A 17,023-nucleotide genomic window follows, 5' to 3' on the forward strand; every position below is an offset into this window, starting at 1 on the left:
CGCGACCAGTACGCCACCGGGCAGCCGATCGCGGCGAACAGCCGCGCGGCCTCGGTGCCGATCGCGCCCATCCCCAGGATGCCGACGCGTCGGCCGCCCAGTTCGTCCGCGCCGTGCGTGGCGGCCTCGAGCTGCGGCCAGCCGCCGGAGCGCATCCGCCGGTCCGACCAGGTGAGGCGGCGGGACAGGTCGAGAGCGGCCGCGAGGGCCCACTCCGCCACCGACCGGGTGTTCGCCCCAGCCGTGTTGGCCACCGGCACGTCCGCGGCGGTCAGCGCGTCGAGATCGCACGAGTCGACGCCGACCGACGGCATCTGCACGAACGCCAGGCGCGGCGCCGAGGCCACCGCCTTCGCGTCCATCGCCAGTTCGCCGGTGAAGTCGCCGACGACCAGCTCCGCCTCGGAGAGCGCCGCGTGCAGTCCGTCCCGGTCGCGGGTGGCGGGAACGCTCACCTCGGCGCCCAGTGGCTCGAAGAGGCCGCGGTTCACCTCCTCGCCGAGCGGCATCAGGGCGAGCAACCGCCACGGCGTGTTGTTCACGCGATCGCTCCGGTCGTCCGGCGCACTCATCATCTCCCTGCGGATGGGGGGTGTTCAGCCCGATTCTTCTGTACCGGAGGAAACTCCGCTACGCCGAGCGGGTGTGATCAGCGCCTCTTTTGTGATCAAGTGAAACGCGTGATACCGCGCGACGGCGTCACGACGGCGCGGACCGCCCGATCGTGCGGCTCGGCGGGCACCGACGCGACGAGCTCGGAGTCGTACACCGCCGCGACCGTCAGGATGCCGGGGTCGACCCGCGCCAGCACCCGGTCGTACGAGCCGCCGCCGCGCCCGAGGCGGGTGCCGGTCGAGGACGAAACCGCCAGCGCCGGCACGATGATCAGATCCGCCCCGCGGACGGCCGTGACGCCCCGCGGCGGCTCGACCGGCTCGAGCAGCCCGTACGGGCCGGGCCGCAGGGAGTCGGGTCCCTCGTAGGAGGCCCAGTCGAGGTCGCCGCCGGGCAGCAGCTTGGGCACCAGCACGTACGTCCCGCGTTTCCACAGCGCGAACAGCAGGCCGTGGGTGCCCGGCTCGTCCCCGATCGAGACGTACGCCGCGACGGTGCCGGCCATCTCGGCCTCCGGGAGCGTGAGGAGGGCGTCGCGCAGGGCCCGGCCGGCCGTGGCGCGCGCCTCCTCGCTCAGCCCGGCACGCGCGGCCAGCAGCCCGGCCCGCAGGGTCGTCTTGTCCTCGGCGATGTCACGCACGGCTCCATTCTCCCGCCCTCCGCGACCGGAACTCGCGGCCCCGCGCGGAGCGGGCCGGCCGGCCGGAGGATCGGCCGACTCACGTCCCCCCACAAGGCAAACGTTGACTGACACGGCACTAGGGTCTTCTCATGGTCGACCACGAACCCGTAACCAAGGCGGTCGTCCCCGCGGCCGGCCTTGGAACACGCTTCCTGCCCGCCACGAAGGCGACCCCCAAAGAGATGTTGCCGATCGTCGACAAGCCGGCGATCCAGTACGTCGTCGAGGAGGCCGTCGGTGCCGGCCTGAACGACGTCCTCCTCATCACCGGACGCGGCAAGCGCCCGATCGAGGACCACTTCGACCGGGCGTACGAGCTGGAGGAGGCGCTCCGCGCGAAGGACGACCCCGAGCGCCTCGCGGCCGTACGCGAGTCCAGCGAGCTCGCCAACGTCCACTACGTACGCCAGGGCGAGCCCAAGGGTCTCGGGCACGCCGTCCACTGCGCCCGTCAGCACGTCGGCGACGAGCCGTTCGCGGTGCTGCTCGGCGACGACCTCATCGACGCGCGCGACCCGCTGCTCAAGCGGATGCTCGAGGTGCGCGCCCAGTTCGGCGGCAGCGTCGTCGCGCTGATGGAGGTCGAGCCCGAGCAGGTGTCGCTGTACGGCTGCGCCGCCATCGAGCCCACCGACGAGGACGACGTCGTCAGGGTGACCAACCTCGTCGAGAAGCCGGTGCCCGGCGAGGCCCCCAGCCGGTGGATCATCATCGGCCGCTACGTCTGCGACCCGGCCGTCTTCGACGTGCTGGCGAAGACCCCGCCCGGCCGCGGCGGCGAGATCCAGCTCACCGACGCCCTGATGACCCTCGCGCAGCGCGACCGCTCCCAGGGCGGTCCGGTGCACGGCGTGCTCTTCCGCGGCCGCCGCTACGACACCGGCAACAAGCTCGACTACCTGCGCACGGTCGTGCAGTTCGCCGCCGACCGGCCCGATCTGGCCGCCGAGTTCCTGCCGTGGCTGCGGGAGTTCGTGGCCAAGCAAGACGAGTCATGAAGACCGTCGACGAGCACATCGCCGATATCCTGGCGGCGACGCGCCCGCTGCCGCCGCTGGAGGTCGGCCTCCTGGAGGCGGTGCACGGCGTGCTGGCCGAGCCGGTCACCGCGCCCGTCGACCTGCCGCCGTTCGATAACTCCGCCATGGACGGCTACGCCGTCTTCTCCTCCGACGTCGCCGGGGCGTCGGAGACGTCGCCGGTGACCCTGTCGGTCGTCGGTGACATCGCCGCCGGCGACCAGGACGCCCACGCCATCCGGTCCGGCCTGTGCGCGCGGATCATGACGGGTGCCCCGGTGCCGGCCGGCGCCGACGCGATCGTTCCCGTCGAGCAGACCGACGGCGGCACGGCCAAGGTCGCGATCCGGCAGGCCGCCGAGCCCGGACGCTACATCCGGCGCAGCGGCGAGGACGTCACCGCGGGCCAGACCGTTCTGGAGGCGGGTACGCGCCTGGGCGCCGCCCAGATCGGCATGCTCGCCGCGGTCGGCCGGGGCCGCGTCTCCGTACGGCCGCGCCCGCGCGTCGTCGTGCTCTCCACCGGCAGCGAACTCGTCGAGCCCGGTGGCACGGTCGGCCCGGGCCAGATCTGGGACGCGAACGGCTTCGCGCTGACCGCCGCCGCCACCGAGGCCGGAGCCGTCGGCTTCCGGCAGGGGATGATCGGCGACGACCCCCGCGGGGTGCTCGCCGCCATCGAGGAACAGCTCGGCTTCGCCGACCTGGTCATCACCTCCGGCGGGGTCAGCATGGGCGCCCGCGACGTGGTCAAGGAGGTCCTGTCGGGCCTGGGCACGATGAGGTTCGAGCAGGTCGCGATGCGGCCGGGCAAGCCGCAGGGCTTCGGCCTGCTCGATGACCGCGCGCCGGTGTTCACCCTGCCCGGCAACCCGGTCAGCGCCTTCGTGTCCTTCCAGATCTTCGTACGGCCCGCGCTGCGCGCCCTCCAGGGCCTGCCGCCGGAGCCGCTGCCGACCGTCGCGGCGCGCCTCGCCTCACCGATCACGTCGCCCTCGGGGCTGCGGCACTTCCTGCGCGGCGACCTGCGCCACCGTGACGGCGCCTACGAGGTGACCCCCGCGGAGGGCCAGGGGTCCCACCAGATCTTCGCGCTCTCGGCGTCCAACTGCCTGATCGTGGTGGGGGAGGACGTCACGGAGCTGTCCGAGGGCGACCAGGTCGAGGTCCTGAGGCTGCCATGACGGAGTTCTCCCACCTCGACGAGTCCGGCGCGGCCCGCATGGTCGACGTCTCCGCCAAGGAGGTCTCGGTCCGCACCGCCACCGCGAGCGGCTTCGTGCGCCTGTCGGCCGACTGCGTCGCGGCCCTGCGCGCCGGAAACGTCCCCAAGGGCGACGCGCTGGCCGTGGCCCGCATCGCGGGCATCCAGGCGGCCAAGCGCACCCCCGACCTCGTACCCCTCTGCCATCCGATCGCCATCCACGGCGTGACCGTGGACCTGGCCGTACGCGACGCGGGCGTCTCCATCGAGGCCCGGGTGCGCACCGCGGACCGTACCGGTGTGGAGATGGAGGCGCTCACCTGCGTCTCCGTCGCGGCTCTGGCCCTGATCGACATGGTCAAGGCCGTCGATCCCGCCGCGGTGGTCACTGACGTACGGGTCGAGGAGAAGACGGGCGGCAAGACCGGCCACTGGCGGCGGCCCGGCGGAGAGGAGCGATGATGCGGGCCCTGGCGGTCACCGTGTCGAACCGGGCGTCGGCGGGCGTCTATGAGGACACCTCCGGGCCGCTGATCGTCGCCGGGCTGCGCGAGCTCGGCTTCGAGGTCGGCGATCCGGCCGTCATCCCCGACGGCGAACCCGTCGAGAGGACGCTGCGGGAGGCGGTCGCCGCGGAGTACGACGCGGTGATCACGAGCGGCGGCACCGGGCTCACCCCCCTGGACCTGACGCCGGAGATGACCCGCCGGGTGATCGAACGCGAGGTCCCCGGCATCGCGGAGGCGATCCGCCTGACCGGTTTCGCGAAGATACCGACGGCGGTCCTGTCCCGCGGCCTCGCCGGCGTGGCCGGCCGTACGCTGATCGTCAACCTGCCCGGATCGGCCGGGGGAGTGAAGGACGGCATGGCCGTGCTCGCCGGGGTTCTGCGGCACGCGGTCGACCAGATCGGCGGCGGCGATCACCCCCGTACCCCCTGAGCCTCCCCGCCGATGGTGGCGCGCGGCGGGTCTCGGGGGAATCATGGAGGGGTGGATCGTATGCGGGGTTGGCCCGCCACCTTGGCCGAGGGCCCGGTAGGGCTCCGGCCGTTGCGTCTTCGCGACGCCTCCATCTGGCGTGAGGTGCGGATCCGCAACGCCGAATGGCTGCGTCCCTGGGAACCCACCAACCCGGAGACGCCCCTGTTCCGCAGCGGAATCGGCCCCTACCTCAGCATGGCGCAGACGATGCGCCGCGAGGCGCGCCAGGGGCTCGCCCTGCCCTGGGTGGTCACCTACGGCGGTGACTTCGCAGGTCAGCTCACCATCGGCGCGATCGTGTGGGGCTCCGCGCGGTCGGCGCAGATCGGCTACTGGGTCGACAAGACCGTCGCCGGCCGGGGGGTGATGCCGACCGCGGTCGCCCTCGCCGTCGACCACTGCTTCTTCAACGTCGGCCTCCACCGCGTCGAGGCCAATATCCGACCGGAGAACGCCGCGAGCCGCCGCGTCGTGGAAAAGCTCGGATTCCGCGAGGAAGGCGTCCGCCAGCGGCATCTGCACATCGACGGAGCCTGGCGCGACCACATCTGTTACGCCCTGACCTCCGAGGATGTGCCCGGTGGACTGATGTCCCGCTGGCGGGCGAGCACGCGGCAGGCTTTCCCCCGCTGAACCGGCAGATCGCAAAAGATTGGTATCCCGGCGTTTATGTACGGCCCGATCTCGCGACACACCGCCCCGAATACTCGTCAACCACTGAGTGTGGGTCCTAGCGTGCGGGACGTGAGCGCGCGCGTATCCAAGGTCGGCGCGGGCCTGGACGCGGCAATGGGGAGGGCTGATGAGCAGTGCAGTCCTCTATTTGGCGATCGTAGCCGTCTGGGGCGTCGTTCTCGTGCCGATGTGGCTCCGCCGCGACGGAGACGGCATCGGCCGCCTCCTGCACCGTCGCAACGAGCCGCTCACCTCTGACGACTTCGTGTACGAGGAGGTGGAGGACGGTGTTCCGGAGACGGACGCGCCGCCCTCCTCTGCCGCTCCTGCCGCCCCTGTTGCGCCTGCGGCCCGGCGGCGCCGGGTCACCCGGGGCGCCGTCATCGCCCGCCGCCGTCGCCGCACGCTGGGCCTGAGCCTGCTGACCCTGACCGCGATCGTGGTCGCCGCGTCGCACGCCGCGCCGTGGTGGTTCACCGTCCCGCCGGCCGTGCTGCTGGCCGGACATCTTTCGCTGCTGCGCGTCGCGGTCCGCGTGGACCAGGCCCGCCGCGCCGAGATGCGCCGCCGCGCCAAGACGGCCCGCGCGGAGGCGACCAGACGCGCCCGCGAGGAGCAGAAGGCTAAGGAGACCGAGGCCGCCCGAACGGCGGAGGTCATCGAACTCCCGGCCTGGGCACACGAGGAGGTCTACGACCAGTACACCGACCGCCGCGCGGTCGGCGACTGACCCCCTAGGCCGCTCCGTCGCGTGAGCCGGGCCACCGCGTCCGGTGCCGTCCGCACCGGCCCGGCGGCCCGCGACGCTTTTCGCCGCCCCCGAGCCCCTCGGGTGCGCGAGGAGTGCCCAATGTTTGCTAGCCTTACTGCGTCGTTGGGGCTGTAGCGCAGTCCGGTAGCGCACCTCGTTCGCATCGAGGGGGTCAGGGGTTCAAATCCCCTCAGCTCCACCCATGTCAAAGGCCGGTTCCGATCATGGAACCGGCCTTTTTGATCTTGTTAGTACAGCTACGAGTCCAGACGCTTCCCGAGGCGCTTGAGCGCCGGCGGGTGGCTTCGGAGGAGACCTCGCTGTAGACGTTCATGGTCACCGAGATCTGGCTGTGCCGGAGGATCTGCATCGCGACCCTGCGATGGACGTCCATGGCGACGAGGATCGAGGCGCATGTCTTGCGGGTCGCGTGGACCGGGATCTTGCGGACGCCCGTCCTGGTGTGGCGCTGGCGAAGCTCCGGTTGAAGTTCCGCGGTTCGATCGGTCGGCCGGTGTGCGTCGTGAACACCAGGCCGAGGTCGGCCCAGCCGTCTCCGGCCGCCTCGTGTGCTGTCTCTTGATCCTTCAGTTCCGATTTGTTCAGGTCGATGTCCTCCCATCGCAGGCCGAGGACCTCTCCGTGTTGCAGTCCCCAGTACGAGGATGGGTCCTGATCACCACCAGAAGGGAGCCGCCCATACGCGGGTCTGCCCGCACGTATGACCACTGAGGTCAGCGAGGGCACGCAGCGTTTGGGGCAGCGGTTGTTGAAGCTGAAGAAGGTTCAGCGTCTCAGCGGCCGTGAGGTCAGTTCGCTCACTTGGCGGGTCACATCATCGACTTGGACCTGCGCATCGACATCGAGATCAGCGCCGACGGCGCCGCGCGTCTGACCTATCGCTACGAAGTGCTGAACATGACCGACCGGCCGCTGACGCGACTGTCGCGGGTCTGCGGTTCCAGTACACGAGCGGCAAGCTGACCATCCGCCCACTGGCCGAGAGTACGCGCCGTGTTGCCATCCAGCGGGTCCACGAGGCACCGAACCTGGCGAAGTTCGCCTGCCAACTGTCCCCAGCGATCCAGCCAGAGGAGTCGGCGGTGGTCGGTGAGACGTGTGAGGGTGGCTGGTTCGAAGGCGCCCTGTACTGGTGGCAGGCGATCGCGCGCTACATGCGTCCCTTCACGATCAACCTGCGGCACGGTGAGGCGGGGGGCTTGATCAGCTTGTTCGGCCGTCGAGGAACATGAGGACGGTACGGAGAACTCCGCCACCGAGGAACTGATCTGGGACGACGAAGGAGACGACGTCCTCACGCTCACCCGTGACTACCTGCGCCCCAACCAATCGGTCACCCTGCGCTGGACGGTCACTTGTGAGCACGCGTGACGCCGTCGAGATCGCCCTGCGCGCTTGGAACGCGGACGAGGTCAGCCGCGGAACCGCCGCAGCCATCCGGCAGCCGGTCTCCCGCCGGCGCCGCTCGACCGCCTGACGATGCTGGACCGGCTGGAAGAACCCGCTGCTGTCAGGTGTCTATCGACATCTGCGCCGACACGAGATCGACACGCTCACCTTCGACGTCTGGCTCACCGAAGACGGCCGCCTCCGCTGGACCCGCGAGCACGCGGTGACCAAGCACCGTCGGCCGCGGAAGCCCTACTCATTCACGATCGACTGCTGGGACTTCGGCGTCGACCTCACAGAACTCGCGATACCAGCGTCCCACGAGATCCTGTATCGCACCTGAACACCCAGATCGACCAGCGTGAATTAAAGCACCGTCGGCCGGCCCACGGCTGGTTGAGCCAACGACCCAGTCGCGGGATGCAGAGGTCACTCGCGGGCAGCCGCATCGGCAGGTCAGGGCCGCTGGGGGCCGATTTCCATTTAATTCCCAAGCTGAGAGTGTGGCTTCGAAGTAACACGCCAAGGGGCGTCTCCGGCGTCGCTCCGCGATCGAGCAAGTTCGGCCTTGGACGAGCCCGGGCAACAGCCGCGCGAGTCGCGTCTGGCGTCAGAAGCGGCGACCGTCCGGGATCTTCACCGCAAAACGCCCCGCGCTTATGGGGTCCATCTCAACCTTTGGAGGATGGCCAGTTGGCCATGGTGCCAGCTCGTACGGAGGGTGGGTCAATCTTCATAATCGGGGCCAGCGTTGTTGACCAGCAAAACCGAGGACACTCCCGTACGCTCGCCGAGCTCGGACGGGGCCTCCCGCCGGGTTCTGCGTAATGGAGGTGTTAGCTGATGATGGGAAGTGCTCGGGCGAGGTTTCGGGCTTGAGCGCGGAGGCCTGTGAGTTGTGGATGGAAGGGATTGTGCTTGTTTTGATCGAGGTTGAGCGGCAGGTCGAGCTGGGTGATGAGGTCGGTCTCCCAGGTCCATGGTTCCGGGTGCTGGATCCAGCAGACGCGGGCGTGTTCGGCCATCCAGGCGGTCAGTTGGGTCTCGCCGTCCTTGCCGAACGTCATGCGTCTGCCGCTGCCGACGCGTCGGAGCTCTAGGCCGAGTAGGCAGCCCAGGGTGAGGCGGAGGGTGGAGCCTTCGGCGTTGCCTCGATAGTGGTAGCGGACGCGTTTGCGCAGGTGCTGGGTGCTTGTACGGGTGGTCATTTTCCGGGGTGCGATGCCGACGTACAGCAGGGTCTTGGCCGGCAGGTCTGGGTGAGGTGCGACGTCGAAATGCCAGCCGTAAACGCCGGGTGCGGGCGGGACGGCGCTGGGTCGCGCGAGGACTTCGGCGGCGGTCCATAGCCGATCGGGATCAGTGAGGAGTGCGGAGAGCATGGGGCGTACTCCTGGCTGAGTGGAGATCGCTGGGACTGTCAGAGGCTGAACGTACATTCGTCCGGTAGGTAGTTCCAAGATGTGAGCAGGGGGAACGGATGAGTGCGATCAGGCGCAAGGCTGTGGTCTTGCTGAGTGGTGGACTCGACTCGGCGACTGTCCTCGCGATCGCGCTTGACGAAGGGTACGAGGCGTACGCGCTTGCACGCTGAAGTACGAGCACCTGTGTCGGGCGGCGATCGGCGACGGTAACACCCTGGCCGTCGAGATCAACGGCTCCGCCACACCTACAACACGTTGCGACTGCGCCAAGCCCTCAACGACTGGACGCCGCGGCAGGCGTACCTCATCACCAGCCGGGAGAGCCGGTAGCCACACGGTCCGGTCGTCCGTTAGGGGATCCCTTACATGTACGGCCTGTGATCCGGCAGGTGGATCACGATCGCTTCGGAACACAGCGCCAGGAGATCCTCGGGCGGCCCGGAGCCCGGGCCGATCCGAGGTCGGCTACTCAGCGCCTGGTCTCGTACCTGGTCAGGACCACGCCGCCGGGAAACGTCCGGGTCTCCACAAGGGTCAGGTTCACCCAGTTGTCCAGGGCCGTAAAGAACGGTGTTCCGCTGCCCACCAAGATCGGTGCGGTGGCCAGCACGTACTCGTCGATCAGCCCGGCCCGCATGGCCGCTGCGGCGAGTGTGGCGCCGCCGATGTCCATGGGGCCGCCACTCTCGGCCTTGAGCCGGGTGATCTCGGTGACCGCGTCGCCGGTGACCAGGCGGGTGTTCCAGTCGACCGTGCTGGTCGTGGAGGAGAACACCGCCTTCGGCATATCCCGCCAGCGGCGGGCGAACTCGATCTCCGCCGGTGTGGCGCCGGGCTGCTGGTCGGCGGTCGGCCAGTGGGAGCTCATCGTCTCCCACAGTTTGCGCCCATACAGCGCCAGGCCCGTCGCCCCCACCCGGTCGGACCACCACTGGAACAGCTCGTCGCTCGGCACGCTCCAGCCGATGTCGTCGCCGGGCGCGGCGATGTAGCCGTCCAGGCTCAGGTTCATGCCATAAGTCAGTTTTCGCATGGTGTCAGCCTCCCGTGAGCCGGTACTCGGCGGATAAGACCGGCACGGCGCGGAAGAATCATCGGTCAGGTCACACCGAGGGCCGGTTCACCACCACGCCAAGCAGATGCTGCGTACGAAAGGGAACCGCATACGTACCGGCGCGGACGAGGCGAGCCCGCCGCCACGGCTGCAGACTGCGCTGTTGCAGATACCCCGGCCAGTGAAATTCTCACTGGCCGGAGGCAGAACGTACACGTACCGAGCCCGGTCATATCAAGATCAAACCTGCCGGCTCCCCGACGCATGACAGGTGTGAACCCTGACCGGATGGCCGTCGGCGCGCTGTGCATCATCGCCGCGCGTACCTGGGAGCCGCCTACCGGCGCGGAGCGCGATGCCATGCTCGTACGCCGGAGCCACGCCGGGAGTGATCGCCTTACCTCCTTGTCGGCAGAATGCCCACGAGAAAGCCATACGCGTCCAGAAGATCGCGGCGCACTGTGAAGATCGTGAGCGTAGTGTCGCCGCATGTTGGTGATGCGGCGGACGACAGCTGGTGATGAACAGGCAGTCGCCACGATGACCCGGGCGCGCGCTGACTGGCTTGAGGCCCGTGGCCTGGAGGGCGACGGGTGGCGGCGGTTCGCTCCCGACCATGGCAGGCAGGCCACCGATCCGGACGTCCCGATGTGGGCCCTGGTCCGTGACGGCCGCATCGTCGGGACGACCTGCTTGTTCGAGTCGTCCCCCGCCTGGTTCTGGACGCCGGAGGAGTGCGCCCAGCCGGCCTACTTCGTGGCGTCTACTGTCACGGACCCGGCATTCGCGGGTCAGGGCATGGGGCATCTGATGCTGCGATGGGTACTCGACCATGCCGCCCGCACAGGCCGGGAATGGGTGCGGCGGGGAACGATTGAGCCGGGCCTGGTTCGCTACTACACGCAGGTCCAGGGCTGGCGGGTCGTGCGAGAGGTAGAGCGTAGTGGGGTCACGGTGGTCGGGCTGAGTCGGCGAGCCGAACTCCAGCCCGACCTCCCTGTGACGGAAAGCGCGACGGTCAGCTGAAGGCCCGCAGCGTCTGGTCCAGGGCCAGCGCGGCGCACAGTTCGGCATCCCGCTCGACGTACTCTCCGGCCGCAAGCCGGTCGCGGGCCGCCGCCAGGCCGTCCGGCCGGAGATAGCCGCCGTCGATCAGCGGGGAGCCGCCCCGGAGCATCATGTCGACATGCGCGACACCATGCCGGCGCAGGCCGGCGCGCATCGTCGGCGCGAAGTTCTCCGACAGCGGCGGGTGGATCAGCTCGCCGTGGCAGCCGCGGCGCTCCAGCCGTGCGCGGAAGAGCCGTTTGTGCGACCGCCACTCCCATGGGAGCCATTCGCCGAATCGGATGAGTCTCGGGTCGGAAAGCGGGTGGGTCGGCCACATGCCGGCTCGAAGAAACGCCGGCGCGGCGCACGCTTGGGCACTGAGGGTCATTTCGTTGACGACCGTGGCGGGGGCGATGCCCTTGTCCGTCTCCTTCAGCCCTGCCAGGGTACGGTCGCCGATCCACGGCGTCGGCTCCATGGCGGTACCGGCAGGCAGGAGTTCCCACTCATCGGCTGTCCGGGCGAGCATCTCGTCCCCGCCGATCCCGGTGAACACCGTCCGGATGCCGTGGACGGCCAACTGCGCCAGCATCGCCGCCTGAGCCTCGGAGTAGACATCGTCATACGGGCCACGCGGCCCGCTCGGGCAGAACGGGAGGTGCCGGCCGAGCGGGACCGTGGTGTCGGCGCCGAGCGCGAGCCGGCCGATGAAACCGTCGCGACGCCGGGCCTGCTGGCACCCGGCATCGCTGAGCACAATCATGGCCGCCGTCTCAACCTGGTGCGGGTGTAGTACGCCCAGAGTGGCGGCGACGTTCGCGGAGTCCATGCCGCCGGACAGCTCCGCGCAGGCTGTGGCCGGATCGTAGACATGCCCGCCGATCGTGTCGACGAGCAGCTGCTCGAACGCGTCGATGACCGCGTCGCCCGCGTCGGGCCGTAAGGTCCGCGGCCTGGAATGCGGCGCGGGATCGGGGTACCGCAGCGCCAGGCCGTTACGGTCATGCACTGCGGTCGACCGCTCGCTGAGCCGGTCACGCCGGCGAAAACCGTGTCGTGGCCGTACCGGGGATGGAACGTGAGCATCCGGGCCACCTCACGGTCGACCAGGGCGCATGGATCGATGTGGGGTCGCAGGTCGAACAGGTCCCACGAGCCATGAAGGACGCCCGCCTGCTCGGTGAGGTACAGCGGTGCGATGCCGTAGCGCCCGGCGGCGATCTGAATCCGACCGGCGTCGATATGGACGTCGACGAAGTCGGCCAGCCGGTCGGCGAGGCCAGCACCGTCGCGGCCGGGGACCCGTTCTCGGACGATGAAGCGGCCGCCGTCAGCGCGGTACTCAAGCGCGGGATGGTCGTAGGGTTCGATCCAGGAGTCGGCTCGGGTCCAGCGGCACCCGCTCCATCGCCACGGACCGCTGGAGTCGTCGAGCGCGATCTTTAACTTCAGCACGTCGGCTCCTCATTTGGGCGGCCGACGACCAGAGGCCGCCGACCGCCGGATCGTCAGGTCTTGATCTCGTCCTGGGTGTTCTGGCCGTCGCTGCTGCCGCTCTCCTTCTTGTAGGTGTTGCGGATCTCCAACGGCGGTACCTCCAGCGCCGGCGGGCTGGTGAACAGGTCCTCGATCGGGTCGATGGTCAGCGTGTCCATGTCTCGCACCTCCCTTCCGCCGTGATGGATGAAGTACTGCGGCCGTTCCCGCGCGGTGGCTTTAACGCCCGGCACCTGATCTGGACCTCGGGAATGTCTCCCTCACCGCCGAGGAGTTCGGTCGGCGTCGGCAAGACGAGGTGCCAGCTCAAAACCAGTTCGCCGGACGGGTCGGGGGGCGAACTGCACGCGACGTGTACATGCGGGCGTTCGAACCTCGAGACTCCAAAAGGTCACATCGACCGCGACGTCCGTGAAGCCGTGCGCCGTGAGGGCCGTTTCCAGTTCGTGCAGGCGGGCGGTCACCTGGCGGCGAACGTCCGCGACGGGATCCGAGGGCGCGTGCACCATGTGCTCCCACCTCCTTGCCGGTCGGATCCCCTCATAGAACGGCCCCGGTAGGGCTACCGTGAAGGTGTTGACTAGTTGCTAGGAATGAAGGCAACGCCCAGGCAACACCTCTGCCGACGACGCGAATGGTGCACGCGATGACGTTCGGTGAGTACATGCGGGCGCTCATGGCCGAGCGCGAGATCAGCCTGAGGAAGCTCGCGGGGGCGCTTCCCGCCAACGTCGGATATCTGTCGAAAATCTCTCGTGATCTGCAACGACCCTCGGAGGAGATGGCCAGACGGGTCGACAATGCCCTCGGCGCTGGCGGTGCGCTCGCCGCGTTCGTCCGGCCAGATCGCGGCACGGTGCCGACAGTGCGGATGCCCACCCCGACACAGTTCGCCCATTGGATCGAGAGCACGAACACGGGGCCGTCGACGATCGCATTCTTTGAGCAGGAGACGCGACGCATCGCGGTCGACTATGCGAGCCGGGCACCGATGGAGGTACTCGCTGATACGTCCGCGTTACTCGGAGAGGTTACGGGCCTTCTGCAGGATGGGCGGCAGCGACTAACTCAGACCAGCGCCCTGTTCTGTACCGCGTCGGAGCTGTTTGCGGTGCAATGCCTCCTGGCCGGCGACATCGGGCGGTATGGACCGGCGCGAGCGTACGGGCACACAGCATGGCTGTGTGCCGAAGAAGCCGACAGCGACCTTCACCGAGCCCTCGCGCGGAGCGCTCAGTCCAAGACCGCCAAGTGGGAGCAGCGCTATGGCGAGGCTGCTGCATTCGCCCGTCAGGGATATGAGTGCAGCCCTCCCATTGAGGCGCGGATTCTTCTGGCCAGCCAGGAAGCGAATGCGTTGCAGTCCCTCGGTGACCTGGCGGGCGCCGAGGAGGCCTTGTTCCGCGCGCGTCAAGCCCGCGATGAGCTGCCCCCCGGAGCCGACCTTGGTTCTGCTTGGGCCTGCCCGCGACCCAGGCAGGCCACCTACGCTCTTCAGGTCGCCATAGGCGCGTACGATCCCGCCTGGGTGCTCCGTGAGGTCCAGGCCGCGGACGACGCGTGGAGCGAGGGAGATCTCTGGGTGTACGGGACCTGGTCACAGGTTCGCGTCGGAGCGGGTATCGCGCACGCCATGGCAGGCGAGGTCGATGGCGCTGCGGAGGAAGTCGCGCCCGTGCTGGAGCTGCCACCCGAACTACGCGTTGTCACGATCGCGGGACGGCTTGGCGTGGTAGAGCGGCAACTCGCTCAGCGCCGGTACGCCGGTAGCGGGGCGGCGAACAATCTGCGTGAGCAGATCAAGGACTTCCGCGCCGGCGCGCTGCATCGGCGGGCGCTCACCCCACAGGAGGATGGATGAGCCCGCTGCCCGAGCGGATGACGGACCACTGGTGGTGGCGGCCTGGTGTCCGGCCCGGCCGCAGGCTGTACGTCTGGCACATCCTCTTCGACGATCAGCCAGAGGTCGTTGCGCTGGCCCAGCGCTGCCAGGCCATGCTGACCGGCATATCGGGCCTCGACCTAGTCCCCGAGCAGTGGCTGCACATGACGACGCAGATCATCGGTTTCGCCGACGAGATCGACGAGACGCAGGTCAACGCCATGTGCGAGGCGGCGACCAAGCGACTGGAGGAGCTGCGACCAGTCCGCGTCTCGCTCGGCCGGGCGCTGTTTCACAGCGAGGCGGTGATGCTCGGCATCCGGCCCGGCCGGGCTCTGGATCCGATGCGCGATGGGCTCCGAAGTGCAGTCGCGAGTACCGTACGCGCGCACCAGCTCGCCGGGCGGAACTGGACGCCTCACATGACCCTCGCCTACAGCAACCAGGAGGGCCCGGCCGCGCCGGCCATAGAGGCGATGAGGGAGGCGCCGCCGGCGATCGATGCAGTGATCAGACAGGTGAGTCTGGCCAGTCAAGAGCGTGTCGGCCGGCTCTATCGCTGGGATCGGCTTGCAGTCGTCCCGCTCGGGATACGTTGATCTCGCGTGCACCAACACGCTGATGCCCCGCACGGTCCAGGGGACCGGCGGGGCGTCTCTGTGCGTGATCGGCGTATACGCGCCCAGGCCGCGCCATCGAGGCTCAGCCGTGGTCGCCGAGCGTCAGTTCGATCGGCTCCTTCGCGACCTGTGCTGAGGTGAACGTCACGATGCCCCGGTGGCTCACCTCGATGCCGTGGAACTTCTGCGGCGGCACGTCGTGCACGGTGAAGTCGAACCGACACCGCAGCGCGACGTCGGCGACCATCTGCTCGCCGACGCCGTCTTCAAGCCGGCCGGTCGCGATGGTCTTCCCTGAGGCGTCGTGTACGACGACATCGGTCCCAGCATGAATGTCGTCGTAACCATCGTCGCCCTGGCATTCCTTGCCGCCGGACACGCCATCGATGATGGTGAAGGCGCCGGAGATGGTGACAGGCTTCGGCCGGGTAACGACGTATGCGAGCCCGCCGGTGACCATCACGACCAGAACGATGCCGAGTGTCAGCAGGACGACAACGGTGGCGGGCATGCGCCTGCGCCGTGGCGGAGCGTGGTGCGGCGGGATGGGTGACGGCTCGTAGTGCGGTGGTCCGTACGGTGATTGCCGCTGGTCCGTGATCAGAACCCGAGCGTGTGGTCGCAGGACGCGATCGCGTACGCGCCAGAGGACTTTGCGGCCTTGACCCTGATGCCGTCCACGTCGATCTCACAGGTGATCGTGCCGCCACCGGAGTTCTGCGCAGAGACCGTGAGTACGTCGAAAGCGTCCTTCTTGACCTTGAACGCCTTGTGCCACGGCACGTGTGCGCCGTTCTGCTGCTCCTCGCCGGACGGCGTCGTGTAGGTGATGAGGGCCCTGGTGGCCGAGCCGCCGATCCGGTAGGTGATCGCGCGGGTGGTCTTCGGCTTCGCCTTCGCAGTGCCCGCGCCGCTGGCGGCCGGGGTGGCGATGTTCGGGTCGGCGGAGTTTTCGACCGGCACGCAGCCGGTCAGGGCGATGGCCGCAGCAGCAGCAGCGGCGATGATGATGGCGCGCATGGGGGTCCCCTCCCGTTGAACGTGCGTGTTGGACGCGTCGGCCGACGTCGGGGGCGGCTGGGCGGTGTGGTCGGATGCGGTGGCAGCGAGGTCGTAACGTTCACGGCGTGGCCCGGTGTGGGCGCGCCGGCCTGCCGAGGGGGCTCCGCCCCACGCGCCCTTGGGGAAGGGTTCTGCGGCGGTCAGGTTCGTTGGAATTGGCGGGTTGCCAGGATCAGCATGAGTCCTCCCAGGGCGAACCAGGGGTTCCACAGGATGAGGCTCCAGTGCGTTTCCAGCGGGCCGACCGAGGACGCGACATCGCCTGTTCCGGTGAGGAGGACGAGTTCGAGCAGCAGTGCGCGGGCGAGCAGGGCGGTGCCGGTCAGCCAGCCGAGGATCGTCATCCCGCGGCGCAGGCCGCCGGCTGGCCGCCAGCGGGCCAGCGCTACGGCGAATGCCGCTCCGGCCAGGAGTGTCAGGGCCACGCCCCACAGTCCGAGCAGGACGAACGCGGTTGGTCTGCGGGTGGCCAGGTCGGCTCCGGCCGACGACGCCAGTCCGGCGTCTCCGCCGACCGCCCAATAGACGTGCACCGCGGCGAAGAGCGCACACCAGGTACAGGCGGCATATCCCCACGTCCTCGGATCATCGCCGGGTTCTGGATCGACACTCATCTCCGGCCAACGAACGGTCAGCTGGGCGGCGTTCCGCTCCGGCAGATCGGTGTCCGGGGACGGCCCGTACCAGCGGGGGCGATGCGGGGACAGGGCGGGCAAGCTGAAGCTGCCGGCGGCGCCGCCTCGCGCGGTTTCTGCGGGCGCTCGAGATGAACGCGAAGGCGCGCATCTGCCGGCCGGGCGGTGATGAGGCCGGTGCCGCGTCTCATGGCGGACCCGGGTCTGGCTTCGAACCCGACTTCGTCACGGGCTAAGGCCCCGAGGTCCCGGCGTCGTTCGCCGAGGCGAACGCGGAGACCTCGGTGGAGTGGTCGTGTAACGGGAACGCTCGGCGGGCTCGTCCCGCCCGGCGGAACGGGAGCCCTGCGCGTACGAGGTCGAGAAGGCCACCTGATCGTCACGGGGCTCGCCTCCCGGCTGTGCATGGCGGCGTGACGTGGTGCGGGAGATACGTCCTTTATTGGCGTGTTACCCGACA

The 17,023-nt window shown here is 69.1% G+C and carries 23 protein-coding genes and 1 tRNA gene; 14 read left to right on the forward strand and 10 right to left on the reverse strand.

The window, feature by feature from the left end; genetic code table 11:
• Together ACFFNX_RS06285 and ACFFNX_RS06290 are read right to left on the reverse strand one after the other, a co-directional pair.
• The coding region (locus tag ACFFNX_RS06285) for an NAD(P)-dependent oxidoreductase (protein WP_378196600.1) at positions 1 to 572 on the reverse strand (572 nt) is incomplete at its 3' end.
• A 95-nt stretch (positions 573 to 667) separates the two neighbouring features.
• Positions 668 to 1,255: a 5-formyltetrahydrofolate cyclo-ligase gene (locus tag ACFFNX_RS06290; protein WP_378196603.1), complete on the reverse strand. Its 588-nt coding sequence runs from the start codon at positions 1,253 to 1,255 to the stop codon at positions 668 to 670.
• A 131-nt stretch (positions 1,256 to 1,386) separates the two neighbouring features.
• On the opposite strand from ACFFNX_RS06290, the gene galU reads away from it, so the two are divergent.
• From galU to ACFFNX_RS06325, 7 genes are all read left to right on the forward strand, one after another.
• Positions 1,387 to 2,295: a UTP--glucose-1-phosphate uridylyltransferase GalU gene (gene galU / locus ACFFNX_RS06295; protein WP_378196606.1), complete on the forward strand. Its 909-nt coding sequence runs from the start codon at positions 1,387 to 1,389 to the stop codon at positions 2,293 to 2,295.
• Positions 2,292 to 3,500, forward strand: a complete 1,209-nt coding sequence (gene glp, locus ACFFNX_RS06300; RefSeq protein ID WP_378196609.1) for a molybdotransferase-like divisome protein Glp — start codon at positions 2,292 to 2,294, stop codon at positions 3,498 to 3,500. Before galU ends, glp begins: the two co-directional genes overlap by 4 nt.
• Positions 3,497 to 3,982 (forward strand): cyclic pyranopterin monophosphate synthase MoaC, encoded by a 486-nt coding sequence (moaC, locus tag ACFFNX_RS06305; RefSeq protein ID WP_378196612.1) that lies wholly within the window; start codon positions 3,497 to 3,499, stop codon positions 3,980 to 3,982. The genes glp and moaC overlap by 4 nt, the downstream gene beginning before the upstream one ends.
• On the forward strand, positions 3,979 to 4,461 hold the full coding sequence (locus tag ACFFNX_RS06310; protein ID WP_378196615.1) for a MogA/MoaB family molybdenum cofactor biosynthesis protein: 483 nt from the start codon (positions 3,979 to 3,981) through the stop codon (positions 4,459 to 4,461). Before moaC ends, ACFFNX_RS06310 begins: the two co-directional genes overlap by 4 nt.
• Positions 4,462 to 4,521: 60 nt before the next feature.
• Positions 4,522 to 5,136: a GNAT family N-acetyltransferase gene (locus ACFFNX_RS06315; RefSeq protein WP_378196619.1), complete on the forward strand. Its 615-nt coding sequence runs from the start codon at positions 4,522 to 4,524 to the stop codon at positions 5,134 to 5,136.
• Between the two features lie 169 nt (positions 5,137 to 5,305).
• Positions 5,306 to 5,908, forward strand: a complete 603-nt coding sequence (sepX, locus tag ACFFNX_RS06320; RefSeq protein WP_378196621.1) for a divisome protein SepX/GlpR — start codon at positions 5,306 to 5,308, stop codon at positions 5,906 to 5,908.
• A gap of 146 nt (positions 5,909 to 6,054) precedes the next feature.
• Positions 6,055 to 6,128: transfer RNA gene (locus tag ACFFNX_RS06325), tRNA-Ala, on the forward strand.
• Between the two features lie 6 nt (positions 6,129 to 6,134).
• Here the strand turns inward: ACFFNX_RS06325 and ACFFNX_RS06330 are convergent.
• Entirely contained in the window at positions 6,135 to 6,323 is a 189-nt protein-coding gene (locus ACFFNX_RS06330) for a hypothetical protein (protein ID WP_378196624.1), read from the reverse strand.
• 449 nt (positions 6,324 to 6,772) lie between these two features.
• On the opposite strand from ACFFNX_RS06330, the gene ACFFNX_RS06335 reads away from it, so the two are divergent.
• On the forward strand, positions 6,773 to 6,913 hold the full coding sequence (locus tag ACFFNX_RS06335) for a hypothetical protein (RefSeq protein ID WP_378196627.1): 141 nt from the start codon (positions 6,773 to 6,775) through the stop codon (positions 6,911 to 6,913).
• Positions 6,914 to 7,032: 119 nt separating this feature from the next.
• A complete protein-coding gene (locus tag ACFFNX_RS06340; RefSeq protein WP_378196630.1) occupies positions 7,033 to 7,182 on the forward strand; it encodes a hypothetical protein in 150 nt (49 codons plus the stop codon).
• 993 nt (positions 7,183 to 8,175) lie between these two features.
• Here the strand turns inward: ACFFNX_RS06340 and ACFFNX_RS06345 are convergent.
• A complete protein-coding gene (locus ACFFNX_RS06345) occupies positions 8,176 to 8,721 on the reverse strand; it encodes a GIY-YIG nuclease family protein (RefSeq protein WP_378196633.1) in 546 nt (181 codons plus the stop codon).
• 98 nt (positions 8,722 to 8,819) lie between these two features.
• Here ACFFNX_RS06345 and ACFFNX_RS06350 point away from each other — a divergent pair, with 98 nt between their 5' ends.
• Positions 8,820 to 8,933, forward strand: a complete 114-nt coding sequence (locus ACFFNX_RS06350; RefSeq protein ID WP_378196636.1) for a 7-cyano-7-deazaguanine synthase — start codon at positions 8,820 to 8,822, stop codon at positions 8,931 to 8,933.
• A 299-nt stretch (positions 8,934 to 9,232) separates the two neighbouring features.
• Here the strand turns inward: ACFFNX_RS06350 and ACFFNX_RS06355 are convergent, their stop codons facing one another.
• Entirely contained in the window at positions 9,233 to 9,796 is a 564-nt protein-coding gene (locus tag ACFFNX_RS06355; protein ID WP_378196639.1) for a dihydrofolate reductase family protein, read from the reverse strand.
• Between the two features lie 510 nt (positions 9,797 to 10,306).
• On the opposite strand from ACFFNX_RS06355, the gene ACFFNX_RS06360 reads away from it, so the two are divergent.
• Positions 10,307 to 10,843, forward strand: coding sequence for a GNAT family N-acetyltransferase (locus ACFFNX_RS06360; protein WP_378196643.1), 537 nt, complete (start codon positions 10,307 to 10,309; stop codon positions 10,841 to 10,843).
• Here the strand turns inward: ACFFNX_RS06360 and ACFFNX_RS06365 are convergent.
• Positions 10,836 to 11,876, reverse strand: coding sequence for a hypothetical protein (locus ACFFNX_RS06365; protein WP_378196646.1), 1,041 nt, complete (start codon positions 11,874 to 11,876; stop codon positions 10,836 to 10,838). The genes ACFFNX_RS06360 and ACFFNX_RS06365 overlap by 8 nt on opposite strands.
• Before the next feature lie 62 nt (positions 11,877 to 11,938).
• Between ACFFNX_RS06365 and ACFFNX_RS06370 the strand changes: the two genes are divergently transcribed.
• Positions 11,939 to 12,313, forward strand: a complete 375-nt coding sequence (locus tag ACFFNX_RS06370) for a hypothetical protein (RefSeq protein ID WP_378196649.1) — start codon at positions 11,939 to 11,941, stop codon at positions 12,311 to 12,313.
• 62 nt (positions 12,314 to 12,375) lie between these two features.
• Here the strand turns inward: ACFFNX_RS06370 and ACFFNX_RS06375 are convergent, their stop codons facing one another.
• Positions 12,376 to 12,522: a hypothetical protein gene (locus ACFFNX_RS06375; RefSeq protein ID WP_378196652.1), complete on the reverse strand. Its 147-nt coding sequence runs from the start codon at positions 12,520 to 12,522 to the stop codon at positions 12,376 to 12,378.
• Positions 12,523 to 13,010: 488 nt separating this feature from the next.
• On the opposite strand from ACFFNX_RS06375, the gene ACFFNX_RS06380 reads away from it, so the two are divergent.
• Together ACFFNX_RS06380 and ACFFNX_RS06385 are read left to right on the forward strand one after the other, a co-directional pair.
• The gene (locus tag ACFFNX_RS06380) at positions 13,011 to 14,225 is read left to right on the forward strand and encodes a helix-turn-helix domain-containing protein (RefSeq protein ID WP_378196655.1); all 1,215 of its coding nucleotides are present in this window, start codon (positions 13,011 to 13,013) and stop codon (positions 14,223 to 14,225) included.
• On the forward strand, positions 14,222 to 14,845 hold the full coding sequence (locus tag ACFFNX_RS06385) for a 2'-5' RNA ligase family protein (RefSeq protein ID WP_378196658.1): 624 nt from the start codon (positions 14,222 to 14,224) through the stop codon (positions 14,843 to 14,845). The genes ACFFNX_RS06380 and ACFFNX_RS06385 overlap by 4 nt, the downstream gene beginning before the upstream one ends.
• Positions 14,846 to 14,948: 103 nt before the next feature.
• Here ACFFNX_RS06385 and ACFFNX_RS06390 read toward each other — a convergent pair whose 3' ends face one another.
• The 3 genes from ACFFNX_RS06390 to ACFFNX_RS06400 form a co-directional block, all read right to left on the reverse strand.
• Positions 14,949 to 15,329 (reverse strand): hypothetical protein, encoded by a 381-nt coding sequence (locus ACFFNX_RS06390; RefSeq protein WP_378196661.1) that lies wholly within the window; start codon positions 15,327 to 15,329, stop codon positions 14,949 to 14,951.
• Between the two features lie 137 nt (positions 15,330 to 15,466).
• Positions 15,467 to 15,886 (reverse strand): MmpS family transport accessory protein, encoded by a 420-nt coding sequence (locus tag ACFFNX_RS06395; RefSeq protein ID WP_378196665.1) that lies wholly within the window; start codon positions 15,884 to 15,886, stop codon positions 15,467 to 15,469.
• A gap of 182 nt (positions 15,887 to 16,068) precedes the next feature.
• Positions 16,069 to 16,542, reverse strand: coding sequence for a DUF3995 domain-containing protein (locus tag ACFFNX_RS06400; RefSeq protein WP_378196668.1), 474 nt, complete (start codon positions 16,540 to 16,542; stop codon positions 16,069 to 16,071).
• Between the last annotated feature and the right edge of the window lie 481 nt (positions 16,543 to 17,023).

The sequence above is a fragment of the Actinoallomurus acaciae genome, from assembly GCF_042429965.1.
GTDB lineage: Bacteria > Actinomycetota > Actinomycetes > Streptosporangiales > Streptosporangiaceae > Actinoallomurus > Actinoallomurus acaciae.

Coding starts and splice junctions, on each gene's coding strand:
- ACFFNX_RS06400 (WP_378196668.1), bottom strand. CDS start 16,542: ATGAGTGTCGATCCAGAACCCGGCGATGATCCGAGGACGTGGGGATAT.
- ACFFNX_RS06345 (WP_378196633.1), bottom strand. CDS start 8,721: ATGCTCTCCGCACTCCTCACTGATCCCGATCGGCTATGGACCGCCGCC.
- ACFFNX_RS06355 (WP_378196639.1), bottom strand. CDS start 9,796: ATGCGAAAACTGACTTATGGCATGAACCTGAGCCTGGACGGCTACATC.
- ACFFNX_RS06375 (WP_378196652.1), bottom strand. CDS start 12,522: ATGGACACGCTGACCATCGACCCGATCGAGGACCTGTTCACCAGCCCG.
- ACFFNX_RS06380 (WP_378196655.1), top strand. CDS start 13,011: ATGACGTTCGGTGAGTACATGCGGGCGCTCATGGCCGAGCGCGAGATC.
- moaC (WP_378196612.1), top strand. CDS start 3,497: ATGACGGAGTTCTCCCACCTCGACGAGTCCGGCGCGGCCCGCATGGTC.
- ACFFNX_RS06315 (WP_378196619.1), top strand. CDS start 4,522: ATGCGGGGTTGGCCCGCCACCTTGGCCGAGGGCCCGGTAGGGCTCCGG.
- ACFFNX_RS06385 (WP_378196658.1), top strand. CDS start 14,222: ATGAGCCCGCTGCCCGAGCGGATGACGGACCACTGGTGGTGGCGGCCT.
- ACFFNX_RS06360 (WP_378196643.1), top strand. CDS start 10,307: ATGTTGGTGATGCGGCGGACGACAGCTGGTGATGAACAGGCAGTCGCC.
- ACFFNX_RS06310 (WP_378196615.1), top strand. CDS start 3,979: ATGATGCGGGCCCTGGCGGTCACCGTGTCGAACCGGGCGTCGGCGGGC.
- galU (WP_378196606.1), top strand. CDS start 1,387: ATGGTCGACCACGAACCCGTAACCAAGGCGGTCGTCCCCGCGGCCGGC.
- ACFFNX_RS06330 (WP_378196624.1), bottom strand. CDS start 6,323: ATGGACGTCCATCGCAGGGTCGCGATGCAGATCCTCCGGCACAGCCAG.
- ACFFNX_RS06395 (WP_378196665.1), bottom strand. CDS start 15,886: ATGCGCGCCATCATCATCGCCGCTGCTGCTGCTGCGGCCATCGCCCTG.
- glp (WP_378196609.1), top strand. CDS start 2,292: ATGAAGACCGTCGACGAGCACATCGCCGATATCCTGGCGGCGACGCGC.
- ACFFNX_RS06370 (WP_378196649.1), top strand. CDS start 11,939: ATGGAACGTGAGCATCCGGGCCACCTCACGGTCGACCAGGGCGCATGG.
- sepX (WP_378196621.1), top strand. CDS start 5,306: ATGAGCAGTGCAGTCCTCTATTTGGCGATCGTAGCCGTCTGGGGCGTC.
- ACFFNX_RS06350 (WP_378196636.1), top strand. CDS start 8,820: ATGAGTGCGATCAGGCGCAAGGCTGTGGTCTTGCTGAGTGGTGGACTC.